We start from the raw sequence: 23637 nt of genomic DNA on the forward strand, positions 1-23637 counted from the left end.
TTAGTGCCCCCGATAACTAGGATGGCCTATCTTGATCTCCGAGGAGGTCACCCTGCGGAGGAAGTCCGGTTCGTGAGAGGCTACCAGATAACCTGATAACCTCCGGTTGGCCTGTGGCTCCGTGGCTGTCGATTGCTCCGGAGCTCCCTCTCGGGCGATTTCCTCGTGGGCCACGTGTTCCATGCCTGCGTTTATGGTAACTTTTGCGGACAGGACTCCCTTCGGTATGGTTATTGAAAAGGCTCCGTTCTCGTCTGTCTTGCCCTGTCCGATCTCCTCGCCGTTCAGTGTCAGCACTCCCACCGTCATGAGGGCCGTCAGAATAACCCCTCCTGCGCTGCACAGAAACCCCCTCAGCAGCAGAGCCCATTTTTCTCTGGATACGAAGAGTACCCTGATCAGCCCTGGAAAGGCCATGTCCATAACGTTGACTCCCAACACCGCCGGGTGGCTTTTTGCAACGGTTTGGTGAAAACGTGCCACAGCTATGGACAAAGAAAATAAAGAGATTATACTGTTTCGTAAGAGAAACAGGGGAGCTCCTGAGTCTGGGGCTGAGAGTACGGGGGAACCCGTAGACCCTTCGAACCTGAGCGTGTGATCACGCTGTCGTCTCGTTCGACGATACCGGATAATGCCGGCGCAGGAAGAAGAGTAATAGGATATCTCATCTCAGACGTCCACGTCGCCTCCCCTAGCTTGGGAGGCGACGTCTTTTTTCCCTGTCTTTCCGAAAAAATCACTAAAAAGGAGAGGGTATCATGGAATTGGACGAGAGGGTTATTTCCAAGGCCATCGTAAGCCGTTTTTTCGAGAGGCTTACAGATCATCTGGAAAACGACGTGGTCATAGTGGGAGGTGGCCCGGCCGGATTGGTGGCGGGGTACGTCTTGGCTGACGCGGGGGTAAAGGTATCCCTCTTCGACAGGCGGTTAAGCCTGGGGGGAGGCATGTGGGGCGGCGGCATGCTTTTCAACGAGATAGTAGTGCAGTCCGAAGGTGCGAGGATACTGGACGATCTGGGGGTCTCCCTCAGGGAGTTCGAACCGGGATACTACACCGCCGGGTCTGTGGAGGCCGTCTCCACCCTGATCTCCTCGGCCGTCAGGGCCGGGGTCACAGTGTTCAACGGTATGGTTGCGGAGGACGTGGTGATGAGAGAGGATCGGGTTATAGGGTTGGTGATCAACTGGTCCACCGTCGAGACATCCGGCCTTCTGGTCGATCCATTGGCTGTTAGAAGCGATTTCATCATAGACGCCACGGGACACGACTCCAACGTGACCTCTACCGTGGAGAAAAAGGTGCCGGGAAGGCTACTGACGGAAACCGGCAAGGTGGAGGGAGAGAAGTCTCTTTGGTGCGAGAGGGCGGAAAAACTGACCGTGGATAACACAAAAGAGGTCTACCCTGGTCTGTTCGTCGCGGGAATGAGCGCCAACGCCGTTTTTGGAGGTCCCCGAATGGGACCGATCTTCGGGGGAATGCTTCTTTCCGGCGAAAAGGCTGCTAAGGAGATCCTCCTCAGATTGAACGGTAAAAGGGTCTCCTGATTCCAAATTCGAACGGCCTTTCTCGGATTCTCCCGGGGAGGCCGTTTTTTCGTCGTTCCTGTGGTATTATCCCTTGGGTGATCGATTTAGCGAAACGTCCCTTGACCTCGTCGTCGATTTAGCGCGAAAAAGGGGTCGGGTCTCGAATAAACTCAAGGAGGTAGTGATATGTCGTCTCAAAGCAACAACGCCGCAAGTAATCCGAAGAAAAGGAAGCTGTCGGTACCACACGTCTACGTGCTGCTGGTCTCTCTGACCATATTGGCGGCGGTGGGTAGCTGGATCCTTCCGGCTGGGGAGTTCACCAGGGAGATGAACGAGACCATCAACAGGACCGTCGTCGTTCCCGGGTCGTTCAAGGAGATAGCCTCCACCCCGGTAGGTCCTTTTCAGACCTTCATAGCCATACAGAAAGGGCTGGTCGACGCCGCCGAGGTGTTCTTCTTCGTCTTTCTGGCCTATGCTTCTTGGTTCGTCGTTCTGGAGACCAAGGCTCTAAACGCCTTCATCGGGTGGATGCTTCGTCTATTCAAGGGCAAAAGCGACTGTATACTAGTGGCTTTCGTCTACATATTCGGCATGGCGGCCTCCGTGTTCGGCATGTTCGAGGAGACCTTCGGCTTTCTTCCCCTTTTCGTAGGAATGTCCATAGCCATGGGATACGACGCCATCGTCGGATTGGCCACCATCGGCATGGCGGTGGGGATAGGCTACACAGCGGCGGTGATGAACCCCTTTACAGTCATTTTGGCACAGAACTTCGCAGGTATACCTCTGCTGTCCGGATGGGCCTTCCGTCTGGTCACATGGTTCGTCATGGAGACCTTGGCCTGCTGGTGGATACTCCGTTACGCCAGGAGGATCAAGAAAGACCCCGCTAAAAGCTACATGGTCGGCATAGATATGGGGGATCTACAGCTGGATCACGACGAACTGGTAAACACCCCCTTCACCGCCAGGACCAGGGCCGTCTGCGGCGTCGTGGTCGCGTCGATCGTCGCATTGGTCTGGGGGGTGACCCAGAAGGGGTGGTACTTCAACGAGCTGGCCGGACTCTTCATAGTTATGGGGATCCTTTCCGGCCTCATAGGCGGCTTCAACCCGAACAGGCTGGCCGACGTCTACGTCAAGGGACTCAGGGACATAGTTTTCGGATGTATGATAATCGGCCTGTCAAGGGGAGTGCTGGTGGTCATGAGAGAGGGACACATCGTGGACACGGTGGTTTACTATCTCTCCCTTCCCCTTCAGGATCTGCCTCGCTGGCTGGCCGCCGAGGGGATGCTGGCGGTTCAGAACGTTATAAACTTCCTGATCCCATCCGGAAGCGGCCAGGCTGTGGTCACCATGCCAATAATGGCTCCCCTCTCGGACGTCCTGGGGATCAGCCGTCAGGTGGCGGTTCTGGCCTTCCAGTTCGGCGACGGGCTTTCCAATCTGCTCTGGCCGACGGCGCTTATCCCGATTATGTGCGCTATAGCCCACGTTCCGCTGGAGAAGTGGTATCGCTTTTTCCTGCCCTTCTTCCTGATAGCCGTGGTCTTTCAGGGCTTTTTCATAGCCGCCGCCGTGGCTCTGGGGGTATGATGCTGTGTCTTTAATGGACTATGGGCAGGTCTGCTCGAGGCTGGACGAAGGAGTAGAGAGGTTTCTAGGCGAAGCCGTGGCTCTATCGGACTGGATGGCAGCCAATCCGGAGCTTTCCGGAGAGGAGTTCGAGGCTACCGATAGGATAGTTGCCCTTCTGTCTCGAGAGGGCTTCTCGGTGGAGCGACCTTACGGCGGGTTGCCCACGGCGTTCAAGGCCTCCAGAGGAGACGAGGACGGTCCGAAGGTGGCGATAATGGTCGAGTGCGATGCCCTTCCCAGTCTGGGGCACGGCTGTGGCCACTGCGTCCACGGATCCATGTCGGTCCTGGCCGGTCTGGCTCTGTCGGAGATCGTGGAATCTCTGGGAGGAGCGGTGCACGTTGTGGGAACCCCGGCGGAGGAGACCGACGGTGCCAAGTGCTCCATGTCCGAGGCCGGATTGTTCGACGGCTACGATCTGGCTCTCATGATCCACTCCTCCGGAGGGATGAACACCACCGCCTTTCGTTCACTGGCGATGGACGGATACCGTTTCACCTTTACGGGAAAAGCCTCTCACGCCGCAGGGGCTCCCTGGGAGGGTAAAAACGCCCTCAACGGGGTTCAGCTCATGTTCCACGCGGTGGATATGCTCAGGCAACACACCATACCGGAAGCCAGAATACACGGAGTGGTCGACGACGGAGGAAAGGCGCCGAACATAGTTCCGGACAGGGCCGTCTGTCGTTTCGAGTTCAGGGCTCCGGAGCGGGGTTATCTCGACGGTTTGACCTCCCGTTGTATGGATTGCGCCAGAGGGGCCGCTCTGGCCACGGGAACGGAGGTTTCCTGGGAAACGTTCGAGTCCAGCTTCGACGACATGATTCCCAATCCTCCGGGAGAGGCCATGATAGGAGAGATATACGACGAGCTTGGCGTTTCCTTCGATCCTCCTGCGGCTCCTACCGGATCCACCGACGTCGGCAACGTTTCCCGCAGGTGTCCTACACTCCAACCTTTGCTCGCCATAACGCCGGAGCGGTATGCCCTCCATACGGTGGATTTCGCCGACTCGGTGACAAAGCCCGAGGCACACCAAGCTCTAGCCCTGGGAGCCAGAGTAATAGGAAGAGCGGTTGTGAAAACCCTTCTGGACAGAGATCTAGCGAGCGCCATGAAGGGTATCGTTCCTGGAAGATGCGTATAGAAAAACAGAGACCCCGACCATGAACGGTCGGGGTCTCTGTTTCAGAATTTTTTCAGACGGAGACCATCTCGAAGAGCTCATCTACGTAGATTGTGGGCTCTTATCAGCAGTCGTGGCCTGGGATCCAGGAAGATATTTCGCCCGTTAGATTTTTTTCCTCGGTCGTCGGCTTTATATTACGTTGCTGGTCATCCTGAGGCACTAGGCCGGCAGTTCTTTCTCTGATATCCTTTCATAAAGCCGATCGATGAATTCGGAGGATGATGTAATGAATACGAAAAAAATAAATCTCAAGAAGTGGCCCTTGTTGGTCCTTTCGAGTCTGGTTCTGCTGCTGACCGTAGGGGCCGCGGATGCAAAGGTCTCCAGGACGGCGATGGAGAGGGCCTGGGCTAGGCTGTCCAAGACCACCGGTTTCGAGGCCTCTCTCCAGCTTGAGGACAAGGACGAGACCAACGCCTATATAACCATTGAGGACGGCAAGTACAAAATAGTGGTGTTCCAGGGGTTGTTGGATGTCATGGATACGGAGGATCAGATCGCCGGAATTATCGCCCACGAGATCGGTCACGGAATGCACGGTCACCTGGAATCCGCTCAGAAACGAAACGCCGGTATAGGTCTGCTGTCCGTTCTATTGAGCGAGCTTCTGGACAGCGACACGGGAGACATTGCCATAGGCATCGGAGCCACTCTGGCGGTTCAGGGGTACAGCAGAGAGCAGGAGGTGGAGGCCGACGACGCCGGAGTGGAATACTCGTACAAGGCGGGATACTCGGCCTGGTCACTTTACAATGCCATAAAAAGGATGGCCGACGATGGATTGGTGACCTCTCCCAGCGGTTTCAACTCCCATCCTCCTACGGAGCGAAGGATGGCCAGACTTGCCGCTCAGGCCAGACGCTGGGAGGAAAGCGGCATCGTAAAAAAGGAAGTCAACCTGCCGGAGGTCTCGATTCCCCGTCCGAAATCCATTCCGGTGGAGGGAGTCGATCCCGATCGATCCGATCAGAGCGACGTTATCTCGACCTATCCTATAGACGGGGGAAAGAAAGATGTGTTGGGGATAATACACAGAGAAGGGTATGCAAAGTATTCCTCCGGTAAATATGAAGAAGCGTTTAGCACCTTTGCAAAAGGGTTGGATTTTTATAGCGGAAATTATCTGGCCGCCCTATGGGCAGCTAGATCGGCCTATAAAGCGGGAGACGGAGCGGAGGCCAGACGATGGATAGAGAGGGCTCTTTCCATAAACGGGAGATACGAACCGGCATTGAAGCTTCGGGACGAACTTTAAAAATGATTTTTTAGCCCTTGATAAGGGCAGAAAGGTAGTGTGTTCATGAAGAAGTTTGTATGTCTGTTAGCTGTGGTTATCCTGTGTGTGTCGGCCTGTTCCGTCGCTTTTGCCGATTCGACGACTTTGGTGGAGAAGATGTCGCTGCAAGACCTCAACGGGTTCTTGTCCGAGGAGGGATTTCGTCCGGAGATCAAAAACAACGGAAATTGTGAGTTCAAGCTGAAGGGCCTTATCGTTCAGATGTTTCTCTACGACGATGGAACCTCCGTGCAATTTCACTGTGGCTGGAGCAACACGAACGTAACCATGGAGGATGTCAATAAATGGAATATGGAGTGGCGTCTGGCCAAGGCATATCTGGACGTCGATGGAGATCCCCATCTGGAGCTGGACATGGACCTGGACGGAGGAATCACGGTGCAGCGACTCAGAAACTTCATGCAGAACTGCTCGTTTTTTCTCGATAAATTCGTGTCAAGGATGAACTGAACCAAGACGGGGCGGGGGTGAACACCCCCGCAGAACCTGGTCAACGAGCTGCTCAAGAAGGAAATGGTTCGACAGGAGGACAATCCGAGACACGGCACATCCTATCTTATAACGTGCACCGAGGCGGGGAAATTAGCCTTCGACAAAGCCAGATACGAGGAGGACCGCCTCATAGATGAGGTCCTGGGCCTTGCCGACGAGGATCGTGTTGAAAAATCCATGGAATTGTTGAAAGAGGTTCGAACGGCGTTGGAGGGGAATAAACGCTAGCCCTAAAAGCGCGGTTGCCCCGTCTAGGGGGCTACCGCGCTTTTCATCTTTATTCGAGTTGTCCTAATTTAAACCGGTCAAGACGGCCCCTACAACTACCAGAGAGGCCAGGACGAACAAAATAGCCTGGAACTTGATCTGAAACCTGGCCCAGGTTCCCCAATCGATCCTGGCGGCACCTAAGCAGGCTATGAGACAGCCCGAGGTTGGAACTATCAGGTTGGTGAAGCCGTCGCCGAGCTGGAAGGCCAACACCGCAACCTGTCTGGTGACTCCGGCCAGATCCGCCAGAGGGGCCATGAGAGGCATGGTCAAGGCTGCCTGGCCCGAACCGGAGACGACGAAAAAGTTGAATACGGATTGGAAAAGATACATAAGCCATCCCGATACCGCCGTGTTGAACGAGCTTATGGCGTTTCCGGCCGAGTTCAGTATGGTGTTTAGAACCGTCGGATCCGTCGGTGTATCTCCTCCCAGAACTAGGACTATCCCCTTTGCCATGCCCACGACCATGGCGGCCCCCAGAAGGTCCTTGGCTCCCTCTCTGAAGCTGACCGCGATATCGTTGACCCCCATGTCGTTAAGTTTGAACAGAACCCCTATAATCCCCGAGACCAGTCCGACCACGAAAAACTGTGTGGCTATCTCCGGAATATAGTAGCCGTTGGTCATGACTCCCCATATCACCCAGGCTATTCCGGCGAAAAGAGCCAGCACCACCAGCATATGTCCCAGGCCGAAATGGCTCTCGACCTCCTTGCCTTTTTCCACGTTTTCCCGGAAATACGAGTCTGTCTCGTAGCAGAGAGACGACGTCGGATCTGCCTTGACCTTCTCTGCGTACCTCATGGTGTAGAATATTCCCACCAGGGTGAAGCCTGCCCACATGGCCATGCGGAACCCCGCTCCGGAGAGCACCGGAATACCGGAGATTCCCTGGGCTATGGCGACGCTGAAGGGATTCATCCAGGAGGTGGCAAAGCCTATCTGGGTGGCAACGTAGGTTATCATCACAGCGGTAATGGCGTCGTATCCAAGAGCCACGCAGACGGGAGCCAGTATCAGGACGAAAGGAATCGCTTCTTCTCCCATACCGAAGATGGCTCCTCCCAGAGAGAAAAGGACGAACATGACCGGGATGATCGCCCTCTCCATGCCCTTGAACTTGCTCAAGACATGGAGAATTCCGGCCTCGACCGCTCCGGTCCTTATTATTATTCCGAAAGCTCCACCTATGACCAGGATAAAGGCCATCACACCGACGGCAGATCCCCACTTGCTTCCGGAGACGAACCCCTCGAACACGTAGTTGAGAAGGCCTACCTCTCCGTAGGGCTCGAAAACGGCCACCCCTTTCTTTACCGGGTTACCCTGTTCGTCTCTCTGAAGCTCGAAGCTGTCGGCGACCAGAACCTCTCTCGTTTTGGTCGCTCCGTCCATCTCGTAGGTTATCTCCTGGGTCTTGTAGGTTCCCACCGGGACGGTGTAGGTAAGAACCGCGGCGAGAAGGACTACGAAAAAGATGATGACATAAGTATCCGGCAACCTCATGGTCTTGCATGAAGGGTCTTTCTTGGACGACATATACTGCTCAACTCCTGTCATTTAAAGATGCCCCTTTTGAATGCGGGGCTTGTCTCTTTGAACATTGATACGATATTGACATTATGTCGACATAATGTACCATATGGGTACAACATATCACAGTAGCCGTCTCGTTGTCCACCCCAAGGACGAGGAAGGAGTGAAATGTATGATTTGGCCATCCGCCAGCGACGGGGAATTCTCTCCGTCTTCCCAGGCAGTGTTGGACTATATCTTGGATCGGATAGAGGACCTGAGGCTCATGCCGGGAGAACCGATTTACGAAACCGCCCTGGCGTCGGAACTGAAAATGGGGCGAACCGGGATCAGGCAAGCCCTGACCTTCCTGGTGGGAACCGGTTTTCTGGAGAGCGAATCGGGGAAGAGAGGATATCGTATTCCCGCTCTTTCCGCCCAGGATATGGAGGACGTCTTCTTCATGAGAGCATTGCTGGAGGGAGAGGCGGCGTCTCTGGCGGCCCGTAAAGCCACCCTGGACGACGTGGCCTATCTGAGGGGACTCAACGAAAAGGAGGAGTCCTTCGCTCTGTCGGACCTCCCGAGAGAGTATCGAACGATAAACCTGGAATTTCACTGTTCAATAGTGAAGATAGCCGGCAACAGCTATCTCGAGAGGGCCTTCCACCCTATATTCTGGCGCTCTCGTCTCTACATAATGTATGTAGGCAGCTTTCAGCCTCTCAAGGCTCCGGCAGACAGCGGACAGACAAACACCCCGATGGAACACAGGAAAATAATCGAGGCCATAGAGAACAGGGATCAGGAAAAAGCCAGATCCTCCGCCCTCGATCATATCAGGGATACCAGGGCTTTCAGGCTTTCCCTGGACGGTGACAGGGCGGCCAGGGTTCTCTCAGGCAGGATACGAGCAGAGGAGATCGATTAGTTGTTTATTCTCATAAAAAACGTTGAACTGTATTGCCCCAACAGGCTGGGCGTAGGCGACATTCTGATGGCTGGAGGCAAGGTCGTCTGGGTGGGAAACTCCTTTCCCGGAAGAGATCTGCCCAATATGGACGTGATCGACGGAACCGGCAAGATAGCGGTTCCCGGATTCGTGGACGGTCACGTTCATATAGCCGGAGGGGGTGGAGAAGGGGGGTTCTCATCCAGAACTCCCGAGGCGGCTCTTTCTGATCTGACAGAGGCCGGGGTGACCTCGGTCATAGGGGTTTTGGGAACCGACTCCACCTGTAGATATCCCGGAGAGCTTCTCGCCAAGGCCAGATCCCTGAGGGAAGAGGGAATCTCCGCCTGGGCTCTGACCGGATCCTACGAGATTCCGGTAAAAACTCTCATGGGCTCGGTTAAGGACGATCTGATATTGGTAGACCTGTTCGTAGGGGTAGGGGAGGTAGCCATCTCTGATCACCGTTCGTCTCAGCCTACCTTCGAGGAGCTCTCCAAATTGGCTGCCTCGGCCCATGTGGGCGAAATGATAGGAGGCAAGTCGGGGGTCATAAACGTCCATATGGGAGACGGTCCGGCATTGCTATCCCCCATAAGGAAGGTGGTGGAGACCACCGAGCTGGGGCTGGGGCAGTTCCTTCCGACCCACGTCAACAGAAACCCCGAGCTTTTCGAGGACGCCATAGACTACGGACTTTCCGGAGGTCAGGTGGACCTCACGACCAGCACCACTCCCCGATTTCTTGAGGAGGGCGAGGTCAAGTGCAGCCAAGGGCTCAAGAGGCTGCTGGATTCGGGGGTTCCGGCGGAGCGGATAAGCTTCAGTTCCGACGGTCAGGGAAGCCTTCCCTTTTTCGACTCCGACGGGACATTCACTGGCCTGTCCATCGGGACGTCAAGATCGCTCCTGCCCGAGGTCAGGGACTCGGTGCTACAGGAGGGCATACCTCTCGAGACAGCCGTTCAGGTGATAACCTCCAGTCCCGCCTCGATCTACCGACTGCCCGGCAAGGGAAGAATAGCCGAGGGGAACGACGGAGACATCGTCCTGTTGAACCGGGAGGATCTCTCGGTGGACTCGGTGTTCGCCATGGGACGGAAGATGGTCCAGGCCGGAAAGGCCGTAGTCAAGGGGAAGTTCGAGAGGTAATTCGATAAGAAAGCGAATAAAACGAGGATCGCTCTTTATGGCGATCCTCGTTTTGTTTGGAATGAGGCCAGCTAGGCCTCTCTATCGATTTTTTGCTGTAGAATGAAATAAGCACGATTGCAGGTGATGTCTCATAGAAACGAGGTTCTTTAGATGATAAAAAGTATATCGATAAAGAAATTTAAGAGTCTAGTCGATATGGAGCTTGAGTTGAGCGACTTTACATGTCTGATTGGTGTGAATGGATCGGGAAAATCCACGGTGCTTCAGGCCATCGATTTTATCGGCCAGATGATGAGGGGCAAACTCTCCGATTGGGCGGAATCACGACGTTGGAAGTGGAAAGACGTTCCTTCGCTGTACTAAAGAGTCGGTGAAGAGCGATAGCGGTGACGTTCTCATGGAGGTTAAGGACGGTCATTATCGAATAGGGGCTGGCTCACTTCGCCGCATCGAATTTGATTATCAGGGGTCGATCCTCTCTCAGCTAAAAGACTCCTCCTTGGATGAACAGCCCGACCTCTTGGAGCTTAAAAGACTTATAGGATCGATCAAGTCCATGGACCTGCTTTCGCCTCCTCAGATGCGCGAAAGGGCCCGATCTGTGGAGGAGGTCGGGCCTGGAGGAGAGGGCCTATCGGCCTTTATCGACGGTATGACCGATAAAGAGAGAAGGGAGCTCATTGACTCCCTGCGGGAGGTCAATCCTCATCTACGGGATATAGAGACAAAATCCCTGCGTAGCGGCTGGAAGGAGTTGAAGTTTAAGGAGAAGTACGAGGAAGAGCTAGTTACAGAGGCCCATCACATGAACGATGGAACCCTTCGTTTAGCCACTATCTTCGCCCTTTTAGCCCGAGGTGACAGGATACTTCTGTTCGACGAGATTGAAAACGGTATAAACCCAGAGGTGATGGAAAGGCTAGTGCAGCGGATGGTAGAGTCTCATCGTCAGGTTATAGTGACAACCCACAGCCCGATGATATTGAATTATCTGAGCGATGAGGTTGCCGAACGCTCGGTGATACTGCTTTATAAAAATCGTGATGGATACACCAAATCGACCCGCTTTTTCGATCTTCCCGATGTGAAGAAAAAGCTCACCTTGCTCGGTCCTGGCGAGGTCTTTCTGGATTCGGACTTAAGAGAGCCGATGGAAATTCAGGAGAGCTAGGTGGATGTTATTCCTTCTGAGCGGGGAGGGACCAAGCGATATGGGAAGCTGTTCCTCCGGCGAGAATTTTTGTAACCTGGAAAACGGAGATTTTAGGCCGGGGCCTATGGCTTTCTTTGTGGATAAACTGGCTGATATTATCCTGAATTACTCTCCCGTAGAGACCTATATTATGGCCTACGTCTCCGTGCTGGTTACTCTGTGCTGTCCAGGAGGGACAGCGCTATCGTGATTGTGCTAGATTTGAGGAGCTTTCGGGCAACGATTCGAGCGAGAAGGGAGCGCCTAAAAAGGTTTTGCGGGAAGCTTTAGGTGAAGAGGGCACGTCGGAACTTTTGAATGATCTGATCCGAAACGGGACGATAGACCCCATTCGAATAGACATGCCGAGTTTCAACGCCTTCAAGGAAGATCTTGAGGAAGCGATCAGGATTGCGATGAAAGAGTAACTTACTATCACAACGTCTACAGTGCCGTTCCGAAATAGAAGGCAAGGGAAGTGATCCTGATGCTCAAGGCAAAGTCTATCTTGGCACATAGTGGTTGTGAAGAAACCTGATAAAAAAGCGGATAAAACGAGGATCGCCTTTTTAAGGCGATCCTCGTTGTGTTTGTGGCCGCTCTATCGAGGGAGACTATGCCGAGGGAGCCAGTTTCTCGTTTTTCATCTTCTTTTTCTTTGCGTTGCCGTCGGAATCGTAAAACAGTCCGCGTAGCATCAAAGCCAAGGCGCCGTCTCCCATGATGTTGCAGGCCGTGCCGAAGCTGTCCTGCAAGGCGAAAATCCCCAGCAACAGGCCGACTCCGTCGGCGTCGAATCCCAGCACCGATTGGACTATGGCCAGCGACGCCATGACCGTTCCGCCCGGAACTCCGGGGGCGCCTACGGCGAAGATGCCGAAAAGCAATATAAACAGGGTCAATGTCTCGGGAGTCGGCATTGTCCCGTACAGCATCTTGGATATGGTCATGCAGAAAAAAGTCTCGGTGAGCACGGATCCGCAAAGATGGACGGTGCTTCCCAGAGGAATGGCGAAGTCCGTCACCTCCTGGGGCAGAACCTTGGATTTCCTGGCGCAGGACAAAGTCACGGGCAGGGTCGCAGCGCTGGACATGGTCCCTACGGCGGTCAGATATACCGGCCCGTAATGTTTGATGACCTCCCAGGGGTTTTTGCGAGAGACCATTCCCGACAAGGCGTAGAGAAAGAACAGCCATATGAAATGTCCGAGAAGGACTATGAGTATAACCTTGAAAAAGACGGGGAATTGCTGGGTAAGCCTTCCGGTATAGGCCATCTGGGCGAAAGTGGCGGCGACGAAAAAGGGAAGCAGCGGTATTACGATTTTCTTGACGATGGATAGAACCATCGATTGAAATTCGTAGAGAATCTTTTCGATGTTTTTAGCGTCGCCCCATATTGTAGCCACTCCGGTAAGTATGGCAAGGACAAGTGCGGTCATTACTGGCATTATGGGGGGTATGTCTATCGAGAAAATAGCCTTGGGCAGAACCTTGAGCCCCTCTATCTGGGTGGGGATGTCCAGATGGGGAATTATGGAATATCCGGCTATGGCCGCGAAAGTCGCCGCTCCCACGGCGGATAGATACGCCATGGTCAACATGGTGCCCAACATGGCGCTGGCTTTTTCCTTAAGGGAGGTTATGGCGGGAGCTATGAATCCGAAGATGACCAGAGGGATGGTAAAGAAGATTATCTGTGCCAACAGCCCTCTGATTGCTACCACGGTTCTCATCGTTTTTTCTCCCGCATGTAGGCCGAAAAAAGCCCCAATACCTATAGCGGCCATAAGGACCACTATGAGAGTTACACCGCCGTTTTTCTTCACCTGTCGCACGCTCCTTTTGGAGAAATATATGTGTCGATTTTTTATAAGACACATGGTTTGCAATCAATAATTATAATGTTTATTTTTTTATGGTCAAGGTCTGATTGCTATGGACTTGTTCCCTAATCGAAAAACAGGTCGTCAGAGGGCGATCGATGTCCCCTGGCGGCCTGTTTTTAGTTAGTCGAGTCGGAATTTAGAGATTTCTCGAGAGCCTCGTTTGGCTCCGGTGGATTTTCTATTTTTTATTAACGTCCTTCCGCCGATCAGTCCCCAAAGCGGTACCAAATACAGATAGCAGGCAGCCAGAATGCTCGTCGTCGGTGCGGATATGTACACCAGAGGCACCGCCGCCGCAGTGGTCCAGGGAATCAGAGGGGCGGTCAGGACCGCTGTGTCCTCCAGGTTCAGGGCGAATTGCTCTCGGTCGATGTTCAGGCCCCGGCATATCTGATGTGTAAGCATTATGGTCAAGGTCTGATTGCAGGCTATGACTCCGCAGACGACCGAGCCCAGAAGCATGGCGCCGAAGGGAGATGTCCTGTCGGCCAGGTCGTTGACCTGTCTCTTCAGCGAGTTCAACAGGCCGGTTTTCTCGAAGATTCCGGCGTAGGAGGAGGAGATGGAGACTATGGCCACCACTCTGACCATCGACAAAATCCCTCCACCGTCCATGAGAGCGGCAAGCTGAGTATCGGTCGCCCTATAGCCGTAGACCACGAGCCCGGGAAGGGATGAAAATTCCCGGGCTTGATACATAACGTAGATCGCGGCGGCGCAGAGGACGCTGGCTCCGATGGTGTATCTGACGTTGATCCGAAAAAACGACATTATCAGTATGATTACGGCAGGAAGCAGCGGTATCCAGCCGAGTTTGAAGCTTTTCTCGAAGACGGTCTGTATGGCTTTATCCGTAACAGGCTGGTGGGGCAGGAGGAAACCTGCTACGGCATAGATCAGACAGGTTATCAGGAAGGGAACCGCCGCCGATCTCATCATGACGCCGATGTTTCTGTACAGGTTCGTCGAGGTGATACCTGCGACGAGCAAGGCGCTCGTGGATACCGGCGAGCATCTGTCGCCGAAGTAGATTCCCGATAAAATCGCTCCTCCGGCGATCGCAGGGCTTATCCCCATGGAAAGGGCCATGGTCATGCATATGACTCCCATGGTTGCGGCTGCTCCGAAGGCGGTTCCGGTCAGAAACGATACCAGGCAGTTGAGCAGAAAGGTCATCAGTACCATAAGAGAGGGCTTCACCAGTCTGGAGGAGTAGCTGACTATGGCCGGGATGGTGCCGGAAGCTCGCCACAGGGCCGTCAGTACCCCGATCAGGAGAAGGATCATGACGACGTTTCTGACGGTATAGAGCCCCTCGAGGGACATCTTAAGGATAGATCTCGTCGAATAACCTCTGAGCCGTGCGTGAACGAAGAATATGCAGTATCCCGCCGAAAGAGCCAGTAGAATGGATATGTCCAGTGCGATGCAGGTCGTAAGGGCTATAATGAAGAGCAACAGGGTTATAATGTCCATGTTAAGACCGCCGATTCTGTAGGGTTTGTCCGTTGAGCTTCAGCTAGCTTAGCACAGTAAAAGAGGAGTGTTTGTCTATGTCCAAGGAAATCCTGAAAATAGAGACGGAAACGTCGGAGCAGCTCTACAACTACGTAAACGCCAAACTTCTCGGCTTGATCTGCGAGGAGCCCGATCCCCTGGCAAATCTGGCCAACGCCGCGGCGTTGCTCTATCTGCTTCTGGACGATCTGAACTGGGCGGGGTTTTATCTGATGAGAGAAAAGGAAAACGCCCTGGTCCTGGGGCCATTTCAGGGCAAACCGGCCTGTACCCGCATTCCTTTGGACAAAGGCGTCTGCGGTGCGGCAGCCCGAACCGGAGAAATTCATATCGTGCCGGACGTGGAGCTTTTTCCCGGGCATATCGCCTGCGACGGGGCATCCGCCTCGGAGATCGTCCTTCCTCTGATGAGGGAAGGCCGGGTATTGGGGGTTCTGGATTTGGACAGTCCTCTCCGGAAACGTTTTTCATCGGAGGACGGTGAAGGGCTTTTAAAATTCGTGGAGACTCTGCATAAGTACGTGGCCTGGGACGATCTTTTTTGATGTGAGGGCTACCGATGTTCGTGTAAAGAGAGGAGCGGTGGATATATGGGGTTTTTGTCACTGTGGCAGTTTTGGGCCGTTCTGGCGATCGTGCTTCTCATAGGAGAGATAGCCTCTCCCGGGTTCGTGCTAGGATGCTTCGCTCTGGCCTGTCTTCCTTCTTTGGCGTTGGGGCTGATATGGCCGTCCCTAACGGGGGCGTCTCTTGACGGTCGTCTGGCGTTGGCGGTCTTTGCTCTGTCATCTTTGGCCGGACTGTGGCTGATCCGTCCGTCGGTGGTGCGCCATCTCTACGGGGTCAAGGAACGAAAGTCGGATGTGGACGGCATGGTCGGCTCTCTGGGGGTGGTAGTCAAGGCCATCCCGTCCGGAGAGACCGGCGGAGGATACGTAAAGCTCAGAGGATCCCAGTGGTGGGCCTTCCACGTGGACGGACGTTCCGTTCCCGAGGGGACGGAGGTGGAGGTCGTCCAGGTTTCCGGGGCCAAGGTGATGGTGCGGGAGTCCGGTAGGGCTTCCGGAGGAGACTAACGGAGGTGACCTTTGGTATGCAGGAGATAATATGGATGATTCAGGATTCCATGGACTTTGCGGTTTTGGTTTTCTTCGCCTTTTTCGCGGTGGTGATCCTCCTATCGGGGATAAAGATAGTTCCTCAGGCCCACAGGGTCGTGGTGGAGCGTCTCGGTAAGTTTCATCGTGTCCTTTCGCCGGGGGTCAACTTCATCTTTCCCGTGCTGGATCGTCCCAAGGCGACGGAGTGGGTTTTCAGAAAGGGCTTACGCAAGACCTCCAGTCTGGACATGAGGGAGCAGATTCTGGACTTTCCAAAGCAGAACATAATCTCTCGGGACAACGTGGTAATGGAGATCAACGCCATGCTTTACTTTCAGATCAGCGACCCCTTCAAGGCCATCTACGAGATAGCTAACCTGCCTATGGCCCTGGAGAAGCTTACCCAGACCTCTCTCAGAAGCGTAATGGGCGAGATGGAGCTGGACGAGATTTTCAGTAAAAGGTCCGAGATAAACGAGAGCCTTAGGAGCACTCTTGACGAGGCCAGCGATGTCTGGGGAGTGAAGGTTACCAGGGTTGAGATCCAGGATGTAAATCCTCCCGAGTCGGTACAGACAGCCATGCAGCGCCAGATGGAGGCGGAGAGAACCAGGCGGGCCGTGGTAACCGAGGCCAACGGACAGAGGGACGCCGAGGTGAACCGTGCTGAGGGAAAGAAACGGGCTATCGAGCTTGAGGCCGAGGGCATGGCCAACGCCAGGATAAGACTTGCCGAGGCCGAGGCCGAGGCCCTGTCCAAGATCTCCGAGGCCCTGACTGCCCATGCCAGAAGCAAGGATCCGACATCCTATCTGGTTGCTCTGAAATATCTGGAGTCCCTGAAGGAGATGTCCGCCGGAGACAAGACCAAAATGGTCTACCTGCCTTACGAGGCGTCGTCCATACTGAGCTCCGTGGGGGCTATGAAGGAGCTGTTCAAGGAGCGCCCTTAATACGTCGTTCAAAAGATTCCCCTTGACACCCTCTCGTTCGGAGTATAAACTACCCAACAATCACGAATCGACTGGAGCGGTTATTATGAAACGAATTCTCTCAGGACAAAACTGGTGGTGGCAGACCTACTAGTCTGCCGCCATTGCCCATAGATAGCATCACTTTTTAACGAGAGGCATTGGAGGCGGATCCCCTAAGGGGATTCACTTTTGATGCCTCTCGCCGTCTTTTCAGCCAGAAGAAGGGGAGAGGCCCGCAGGGGACCTCTCCCCTTTTTATGTTTTTTCATCGAAACGAAGGAGGTAGGGTATGAGCGCTTTTACGGAAGTCCCGAGTAGAGACGTCACGTCTGTCGACCTTTTCAGGTCCATGGCTAAAGAACACGACATGGTGCCGGTGATCTGGCGAGGTTCCGCCGACGGAGTCGATCCGGCCGACCTTTTTCAGGGGCTGAATCGGTCGGACCTTGGGGCTTTTCTGCTTGAGAGCGGCGGTTCCGGGCGTTACTCCTTCGTGGGGGTCGAGCCCGAGAGGGTCTTCTCCGTTGCCGACGGCGGCGAGTCCCTCCGGGCCGAGCTTGATTCCTACCTCCACGTAAGAAGGCCGAAGCTGGAGGGGCTTCCACCCTTCACCGGAGGGGTGGCGGGGTATTTCGGCTACGGCATGGCCGAGGCCTGGGAGCCCCTGTTTCACGGAACGGACCGCCGCCTGAGGAAAGAGGACACGGCGAGGGCCGTTCTCATGGGTTTTACCTCGGTTGTGGCAGTGGACCACGAGACCGACGAACTCTTTCTGATCCGAAACGTACGCATCCCTTCCGGGGCCTCGGAAAAAGAGGTCGAAGATCTGTACCGGTCGGCGGTCGAGTTTCTGGAAGATCTTGCGAAGACGATCGATACCGTCGTTCCGGCGGAACTCCCGACCGGTCCGGCAAAGGTGGGCCCGATAGAGGCCGAGATGGACCGTAAAAACTTTCTGGAGATGGTGGAGAAAGGCAAGGAGCACATAGTGGCCGGAGACGTCTGTCAGGTGGTGCTGTCGCAGGCCTTCTCCGCCGAGACGGACCTCTCCTCCGACGAAATATATCGGGCGCTCCGTGAGGGAAATCCGTCGCCCTATCTTTTCAGGATGGAGTTTCCCGGACTGGAGCTGATAGGTTCCTCTCCGGAGGTACACGTGAAGCTGGAGAGGGGAAGGGCCCTTATCCGACCTCTGGCCGGGACCAGAAAGAGGGGCTCCTCGGAGGAACGGGACCTTGAGCTGGAAAAGGAACTTCGCACCGACGAGAAGGAGAGGGCCGAACACGTCATGTTGGTGGACCTTGCTAGAAACGATCTGGGGCGGACCTGCTCCTTCGACTCCGTGGAGGTTACCGAGCTTCTGGGGGTGGAGCGGTATTCCCAGGTGATGCACCTGGTATCGCAGGTGGAGGGTCGTATAAGACACGACGAGAGCGCCCTGGATCTGCTGGAGACGTCCTTTCCCGCCGGTACCGTTTCCGGCGCCCCGAAGATAAGGGCCATGGAGATCATAGAGGATCTCGAGCCATCCCCAAGGGGGCCCTACGCCGGAGCGGTGGGATACGTCGGTTTCGACGGCGACATGGATACCTGCATAGCCATAAGGACGATGAGCAGACGGGGCAACAGGATAACGGTCCAGGCCGGGGCGGGAATAGTCTACGACTCGGTTCCCGAGATGGAGTACATGGAGACGGAGAACAAGGCCAGGGCCCTGTTCAAGGCGCTGGAGAGAGCGGCGGAAAAGAGGTCGAAGAGATGATCTTGATGATAGACAACTACGATTCCTTTACCTGGAACCTGGTCCAGATGCTTTCGTCCTTCGACCGGGTGGAGGTGGTCCGAAACTACGGGCCAACCGTGAATGACCTGAAGGCCATGGCGCCGGACCGGCTAGTGATCTCTCCCGGTCCCGGAACGCCTTCGGAGGCGGGGATATCCAAGGACGCCATAGCGGCCTTTGCCGGAAAGATCCCGGTTCTGGGCGTATGTCTGGGCCATCAGGCCATGGCCGAGGTATTCGGAGGATCGGTGGTCCGGGCGGACGTTCCCTGTCACGGAAAGGTGTCGCCGGTGTTTCACCGGGGGGAGGGGATCTTCGAGCAGCTTCCGTCGCCCTTCGGCGCCACCAGATACCACTCTCTGGTCGTCGAGGAGATTTCTCTTCCGCCGGAGATGCGGGTAACCGCCAGGACCGCGGACGGCATGATCATGGCGATGGAACACGAGAGGCACTTGCTTTACGGAGTCCAGTTCCATCCCGAGGCGGTGCTTACCGAGGCGGGAAGGCTGTTGTTGAAGAATTTCTGCGGACTGACGTCCGGCAAAAACGAGAGGAGATGCGACCGCTATGTTGAGAACTGCGCTTGAGACCTTGCTTCGCAGGGAGAACCTGACGAAAGAGGCTATGGAAGAAGCCATGGACGGCATCATGGACGGCAGGGCGCCGGAGGCTCAGGTCGCCGCCTTTCTCACCGGGCTGAGGGCCAAGGGCGAGACGGTGGAGGAGATCTCCGCCGCCGCCAAGGTCATGAGGGGCAAGGCCAGGGCGGTTTCCGTTTCGAGGGCGCCACTTCTGGACATAGTGGGAACCGGTGGGGACTGCACCGGAACCTTCAACATATCCACAGCCGCCGCCATAGTGGCCGCCTCCGCCGGTGTGGCCGTGGCAAAACACGGCAACAGGTCCGTGTCCAGCAGATGCGGCAGCGCCGACGTCCTGGAGGCCTTGGGAGTTCCCTTTTTATCCTCTCCCGGCTCGGTGGCGGACTGCATCGACAGGACCGGTTTCGGCTTTTTATTCGCTCCGAACTTCCACAGCGCCATGAAAAACGTGGCCCCTATCAGAAAGGCCATGGGGGTGAGGACCATATTCAACGTCCTCGGTCCCCTCACCAATCCGGCCATGCCAGACCGGGAGGTCATGGGGGTCTTCTCGCCGGAGCTGGTGACTCCCATGGCGGAGGTCCTGGGCTCCTTGGGGATGAAGAGGGCCATGGTGGTCCACGGCCACGGCGGAATGGACGAGCTGTCCCTCTCCGGATCAAACAGGGCCTGTCTTTTCGACGACGGCGAGCTTATCGAGATGGAGATAACCCCCGAGTCGGTGGGGCTCTCCTCCGCCCCGATCGGTTTCGCCGTCGGAGGAGACGCCCAGGTCAACCGGGAAATAGTCCTCTCGATACTGAAGGGAAAGGAGGGGCCGAAAAAAGACGTCGTCCTCCTGAACTCCGGAGCGGCCCTTTTCGTGGCAGGTCGGGTGGAGTCGATCGCCGCGGGGGTCTCCATGGCGAAAGAGGTGATCGACTCGGGCCTGGCGGGGAAAAAGCTCGAGGAGATCGCCGAGACCGCCCGCTCTCTGGAGGGAGCGGCGTGATACTGGACCGCATAGTCGCCAGGAAGGCGGAGGAGGTGGCGGCCCTGACCGCTCCCAGAAAATCCCTCTTCGAGGCCCTGACGGTTTCGGGAATGTCCGTTATAGGGGAGATAAAAAGAGGATCCCCCAGCAAGGGGGCCTTCGCCCCGGACGCCGATCTTCCGGCAAAGGTGGAGGCCTACGAGAGGGGCGGAGTCGCCGCACTGTCCATACTGACCGACAGGGACTTCTTTCTGGGAGGCGAGGATGTGCTGTGCTCCCTCCGCTCCGGGACGGAGCTGCCCATACTTCGGAAGGATTTTCTTATCCATCCGGTTCAACTGGAACAGAGCCGCCTCATAGGGGCCGACGCCGTGCTGCTCATAGCGGCCATACTTCCCGGAGACGGGCTGAAGAATATGATATCCCATACGGCGAAACTCGGCATGGAGCCTCTGGTGGAGGTCCACGACGAAAAAGAACTGCATAGAGCACTGGAGGCCGACGCGAAAATAGTGGGCATCAACAACAGGGATCTGAGGGACTTCTCCGTGGACCTCTCCGTCTCGGAGCGGCTTATCGGAGAGATGACCCGCCTCGGTGCCAGAGACGGCCGTGTAGTCGTTGCCGAGAGCGGCATAGGCTCCGGCGAGGATACGAAAAGGCTGAAGGCCGCCGGGGTGGACGCCGTTCTGGTGGGAGAGGCGCTTATGCGGTCCGACGATCCGGCCTCGATTGTCGCCGAGCTGAGGGGAGCGCCGTGAAGATCAAGATATGCGGCCTGACCCGCAGGGAAGACGTGGAGACGGCCCTTTCCCTGGGGGTGGATGCCCTGGGATTCATACTGGCGGACAGCCCTAGAAAAGTTTCCCTGGAGGACGTGTCGAGTCTCGTCGAAGGGCTGCCTCCCTTTTCGTCTACCGTCGCGGTGGTGGCGAACCCGTCCGATTCGGATCTGAGAGAGATAGTCTCCAGCCGCCTTTTCGACTGCGTTCAGTTTCACGGTTCCGAGAGCCCCGAGATCGTGGCTTCGGTGCCGATCAGGACGATCAAGGCCTTCGGCATAGCCTCGAAAGAGGACCTGGACGAGGCCCTGTCCTACGGCGGGGGGGACTGGCTTCTGCTGGACGGCAGGGTCGGCCGGGCCACCGGAGGAACAGGCCGTCCCTTCGACTGGAAGATACTTCGAGGCAGGCAAATAGGCCGACCATGGATACTGGCGGGAGGACTCGGGCCGGACAATCTGGAAAAGGCGGTCTGGACGACAACACCTCCGGCGGTGGATCTGAACAGCGCCCTGGAGACTGCCCCGGGAATAAAGGACGGAAATAGGATGGCTCGGGCGGTCGAGATCGTCAGGGGCCTTGAGGGAGAGGAGCTGTAATCATGAATAAAAAAGGATATTTCGGCCCATACGGCGGTCGCTACGTGCCGGAGACGCTTTTTCCGGCCCTGGAGGAACTGGACCGAGCCTATCAGGAGGTGCGGACCGACGGCGATTTTCAGGAGGAGCTTAAGTTACTGCTGAACAAATACAGCGGTCGCCCCACGCCTCTGTACTACGCCGAGAGGCTTTCCGACGCCCTGGGCGCAAAAATCTACCTCAAGAGGGAGGACCTGAACCACACGGGAGCCCACAAGATAAACAACGCCCTGGGCCAGGCACTCATAGCCCGCCGCCTGGGCAAGAAGCGGATAATAGCCGAGACCGGAGCGGGACAGCACGGTGTCGCCAGCGCCACCGCCGCCGCCAGATTCGGCATGGAATGCACCGTCTTCATGGGCGAGCTGGACATAGAGAGACAGAGGATGAACGTTGACCGAATGAGGCTACTCGGCGCCGAGGTGGTCCCGGTATCCTCGGGAAACAAGACCCTGAAGGACGCCACCAACGAGGCCATACGCCATTGGGTCGCCCACGTGGAGGACTGCCACTACATCATAGGCTCGGTCGTCGGCCCCCATCCTTATCCGTCCATGGTCCGAGATTTCCAGAGGATCATAGGCGACGAGACCAAAGAGCAGATCATGGCCGACGAGGGACGTCTGCCCGACGTCGTCGTGGCCTGCGTGGGCGGGGGAAGCAACGCCATGGGAATCTTCTATCCCTTCGTGGAGGACGATTCGGTCCGCATGATAGGGGTCGAGGCGGCGGGACACGGGGTAGAGACTGGAGAGCACGCCGTCACACTGTCGGAGGGCCGGGTCGGCGTCCTCCACGGCAGCAGATCCTATCTGCTCCAGACCGACGACGGACAGGTCATAGAGCCCTACTCCCTATCGGCGGGGCTGGACTACCCCGGAGTGGGGCCCCAGCACAGCTTCTTCAAGGACAGCGGTAGGGTGGAGTACGTCTCCGTCACCGACGACCAGGCCGTGGCGGCATACGGCGAACTCTGTTCCCTGGAGGGGATAATACCGGCCCTGGAGAGCTCCCACGCTCTGGCCCAGGTCTCGGTTATGGCTCCGGAGCTGGACGAGGACACCATAGTGGTGGTGAACCTGTCCGGCCGGGGCGACAAGGACATGGACTCGGTGAGGCCGTTTCTTCTGAAGGAGGACGATCGGATATGAGAGACCTTAAGGTGATTTTCGACGGGGGAACCGCTCTGATTCCCTTCGTGATGGCGGGAGACCCGGACCTGGAGACCACCGTCAGCCTGGTGGAGGCCATGGTTGAAGCCGGTGCCGACGCGGTTGAACTGGGCATGCCCTTTTCCGATCCGCTGGCGGACGGCCCGGTGATACAGGAGGCGGGGCAGAGGGCTTTGGCCTGTGGCACCACCCTGGAATCGGTGGTGAAAACCGCCGGAGAGATAGCCGGAAAGGTAGCTGTTCCGATCATACTGATGGGATACTTCAATCCGATCATGTCCTACGGAGTGGACCGTTTCGCCTCAGACCTGGCAGACGCCGGTGTGGCGGCGGTGATAGTTCCCGACCTGCCATTCGACGAGGGAGACGAACTTCACCAGGCCCTTAAAAGTCGCGGCGTGACCCCTATACTCATGGTCTCCCCCAACATAGCCGACGACAGGTTGGCCGAGATAGGCAACAGGGCCGAGGGGTTCGTCTACTGCGTGTCCCTATTGGGGGTGACGGGTCAGGGAAGCCTTCACGAGGGAATGGAGGGCTATATCGAAAGGGTGAGGCGTAACGTATCGGTGCCTCTGGCGCTGGGGTTCGGAATAGACGGTCCGGAGAGGGCCGCACAGGTAGCCCCTCTGGTGGACGGCGTTGTGGTAGGAAGCGCCGTGGTGAAGGCGGTTCACCGCTCCGGCGGAGGCCCAAAGGGAGTGGCCTGCGGAGCGAAACTGATAGGTGAGATAGCCTCGGCTATTGGGTAGACCTTTGTTCAACAAGAGCATAATTAAGCTCGATATTTTTAACTGATTCTGGCACAAAAAACGACTTTTTGTCGATAGAATTGCTGATATCGATTAAATAAACGACGCTATATTTTTTTGAGATGTGTTTGACGTGCAAGAGGTGGGGACTATGCTAAATGGCAGAAGCCCTACCTCTTGGTTTGTTTTGTGCAACAGTGATATCAT

Annotated in this window: 25 protein-coding genes; 21 read left to right on the forward strand and 4 right to left on the reverse strand. The window is 56.0% G+C overall.

Annotated elements, in window-relative coordinates; genetic code table 11:
* Complete coding sequence (locus DPEP_RS13240) at window positions 1-483, reverse strand: energy-coupling factor ABC transporter permease (protein WP_198003040.1); 483 nt, start codon at window positions 481-483, stop codon at window positions 1-3.
* Between the two features lie 278 nt (window positions 484-761).
* Here DPEP_RS13240 and DPEP_RS05125 point away from each other — a divergent pair, with 278 nt between their 5' ends.
* The 6 genes from DPEP_RS05125 to DPEP_RS12750 all read left to right on the forward strand — a co-directional run bounded on the left by DPEP_RS05125 (window position 762) and on the right by DPEP_RS12750 (window position 6388).
* Window positions 762-1553 carry a sulfide-dependent adenosine diphosphate thiazole synthase gene (locus DPEP_RS05125; protein WP_005660180.1) on the forward strand — a complete coding sequence of 264 codons (792 nt, stop codon included), beginning with the start codon at window positions 762-764 and terminating at the stop codon, window positions 1551-1553.
* Between the two features lie 168 nt (window positions 1554-1721).
* Window positions 1722-3140: a YfcC family protein gene (locus tag DPEP_RS05130; RefSeq protein ID WP_005660182.1), complete on the forward strand. Its 1419-nt coding sequence runs from the start codon at window positions 1722-1724 to the stop codon at window positions 3138-3140.
* A gap of 13 nt (window positions 3141-3153) precedes the next feature.
* Complete coding sequence (locus tag DPEP_RS05135; protein ID WP_040383087.1) at window positions 3154-4329, forward strand: amidohydrolase; 1176 nt, start codon at window positions 3154-3156, stop codon at window positions 4327-4329.
* Window positions 4330-4597: 268 nt separating this feature from the next.
* Window positions 4598-5626 (forward strand): M48 family metalloprotease, encoded by a 1029-nt coding sequence (locus tag DPEP_RS12740; RefSeq protein WP_005660186.1) that lies wholly within the window; start codon window positions 4598-4600, stop codon window positions 5624-5626.
* Window positions 5627-5671: 45 nt separating this feature from the next.
* Entirely contained in the window at window positions 5672-6118 is a 447-nt protein-coding gene (locus DPEP_RS12745; protein WP_005660188.1) for a YbjN domain-containing protein, read from the forward strand.
* Window positions 6119-6181: 63 nt separating this feature from the next.
* Window positions 6182-6388, forward strand: coding sequence for a hypothetical protein (locus DPEP_RS12750; protein WP_005660190.1), 207 nt, complete (start codon window positions 6182-6184; stop codon window positions 6386-6388).
* A gap of 63 nt (window positions 6389-6451) precedes the next feature.
* On the opposite strand, the gene yfcC is transcribed toward DPEP_RS12750, so the two are convergent.
* A complete protein-coding gene (gene yfcC / locus DPEP_RS05150; protein WP_005660192.1) occupies window positions 6452-7972 on the reverse strand; it encodes a putative basic amino acid antiporter YfcC in 1521 nt (506 codons plus the stop codon).
* Window positions 7973-8141: 169 nt separating this feature from the next.
* Here yfcC and DPEP_RS05155 point away from each other — a divergent pair, with 169 nt between their 5' ends.
* From DPEP_RS05155 to DPEP_RS05170, 5 genes are all read left to right on the forward strand, one after another.
* On the forward strand, window positions 8142-8879 hold the full coding sequence (locus tag DPEP_RS05155; RefSeq protein ID WP_005660195.1) for a GntR family transcriptional regulator: 738 nt from the start codon (window positions 8142-8144) through the stop codon (window positions 8877-8879).
* Window positions 8880-10052, forward strand: coding sequence for a beta-aspartyl-peptidase (gene iadA, locus DPEP_RS05160; RefSeq protein ID WP_005660196.1), 1173 nt, complete (start codon window positions 8880-8882; stop codon window positions 10050-10052).
* A gap of 153 nt (window positions 10053-10205) precedes the next feature.
* On the forward strand, window positions 10206-10418 hold the full coding sequence (locus DPEP_RS13390) for an AAA family ATPase (RefSeq protein WP_005660198.1): 213 nt from the start codon (window positions 10206-10208) through the stop codon (window positions 10416-10418).
* Between the two features lie 7 nt (window positions 10419-10425).
* Window positions 10426-11226, forward strand: a complete 801-nt coding sequence (locus tag DPEP_RS05165; protein WP_005660199.1) for an AAA family ATPase — start codon at window positions 10426-10428, stop codon at window positions 11224-11226.
* A 4-nt stretch (window positions 11227-11230) separates the two neighbouring features.
* The gene (locus DPEP_RS05170; protein ID WP_005660200.1) at window positions 11231-11458 is read left to right on the forward strand and encodes a hypothetical protein; all 228 of its coding nucleotides are present in this window, start codon (window positions 11231-11233) and stop codon (window positions 11456-11458) included.
* A gap of 403 nt (window positions 11459-11861) precedes the next feature.
* On the opposite strand, the gene DPEP_RS05175 is transcribed toward DPEP_RS05170, so the two are convergent.
* Together DPEP_RS05175 and DPEP_RS05180 are read right to left on the reverse strand one after the other, a co-directional pair.
* On the reverse strand, window positions 11862-13076 hold the full coding sequence (locus DPEP_RS05175) for a dicarboxylate/amino acid:cation symporter (protein WP_005660202.1): 1215 nt from the start codon (window positions 13074-13076) through the stop codon (window positions 11862-11864).
* A gap of 180 nt (window positions 13077-13256) precedes the next feature.
* Window positions 13257-14612 (reverse strand): Na+/H+ antiporter NhaC family protein, encoded by a 1356-nt coding sequence (locus tag DPEP_RS05180; protein ID WP_005660203.1) that lies wholly within the window; start codon window positions 14610-14612, stop codon window positions 13257-13259.
* Window positions 14613-14689: 77 nt separating this feature from the next.
* On the opposite strand from DPEP_RS05180, the gene DPEP_RS05185 reads away from it, so the two are divergent.
* The 10 genes from DPEP_RS05185 to trpA all read left to right on the forward strand — a co-directional run bounded on the left by DPEP_RS05185 (window position 14690) and on the right by trpA (window position 23430).
* Window positions 14690-15199 carry a GAF domain-containing protein gene (locus tag DPEP_RS05185; RefSeq protein WP_005660205.1) on the forward strand — a complete coding sequence of 170 codons (510 nt, stop codon included), beginning with the start codon at window positions 14690-14692 and terminating at the stop codon, window positions 15197-15199.
* Between the two features lie 45 nt (window positions 15200-15244).
* Window positions 15245-15730, forward strand: a complete 486-nt coding sequence (locus DPEP_RS05190) for an NfeD family protein (RefSeq protein WP_005660208.1) — start codon at window positions 15245-15247, stop codon at window positions 15728-15730.
* A 17-nt stretch (window positions 15731-15747) separates the two neighbouring features.
* Complete coding sequence (locus DPEP_RS05195; RefSeq protein ID WP_005660209.1) at window positions 15748-16707, forward strand: SPFH domain-containing protein; 960 nt, start codon at window positions 15748-15750, stop codon at window positions 16705-16707.
* A gap of 310 nt (window positions 16708-17017) precedes the next feature.
* A complete protein-coding gene (locus DPEP_RS05200; RefSeq protein WP_005660210.1) occupies window positions 17018-18490 on the forward strand; it encodes an anthranilate synthase component I in 1473 nt (490 codons plus the stop codon).
* Window positions 18487-19098 carry an anthranilate synthase component II gene (locus DPEP_RS05205; protein WP_005660211.1) on the forward strand — a complete coding sequence of 204 codons (612 nt, stop codon included), beginning with the start codon at window positions 18487-18489 and terminating at the stop codon, window positions 19096-19098. Before DPEP_RS05200 ends, DPEP_RS05205 begins: the two co-directional genes overlap by 4 nt.
* Window positions 19079-20104 (forward strand): anthranilate phosphoribosyltransferase, encoded by a 1026-nt coding sequence (gene trpD, locus DPEP_RS05210; protein ID WP_005660212.1) that lies wholly within the window; start codon window positions 19079-19081, stop codon window positions 20102-20104. The genes DPEP_RS05205 and trpD overlap by 20 nt, the downstream gene beginning before the upstream one ends.
* Entirely contained in the window at window positions 20101-20847 is a 747-nt protein-coding gene (gene trpC / locus DPEP_RS05215) for an indole-3-glycerol phosphate synthase TrpC (protein WP_005660213.1), read from the forward strand. The genes trpD and trpC overlap by 4 nt, the downstream gene beginning before the upstream one ends.
* On the forward strand, window positions 20844-21467 hold the full coding sequence (locus tag DPEP_RS05220; RefSeq protein ID WP_005660214.1) for a phosphoribosylanthranilate isomerase: 624 nt from the start codon (window positions 20844-20846) through the stop codon (window positions 21465-21467). Before trpC ends, DPEP_RS05220 begins: the two co-directional genes overlap by 4 nt.
* A gap of 2 nt (window positions 21468-21469) precedes the next feature.
* Window positions 21470-22657 (forward strand): tryptophan synthase subunit beta, encoded by a 1188-nt coding sequence (gene trpB, locus DPEP_RS05225; protein ID WP_005660215.1) that lies wholly within the window; start codon window positions 21470-21472, stop codon window positions 22655-22657.
* Entirely contained in the window at window positions 22654-23430 is a 777-nt protein-coding gene (trpA, locus tag DPEP_RS05230; protein WP_005660216.1) for a tryptophan synthase subunit alpha, read from the forward strand. Before trpB ends, trpA begins: the two co-directional genes overlap by 4 nt.
* Window positions 23431-23637 lie beyond the last annotated feature (207 nt).

Origin of the sequence: Dethiosulfovibrio peptidovorans DSM 11002 (assembly GCF_000172975.1) — a bacterium.
Classification (GTDB): domain Bacteria; phylum Synergistota; class Synergistia; order Synergistales; family Dethiosulfovibrionaceae; genus Dethiosulfovibrio; species Dethiosulfovibrio peptidovorans.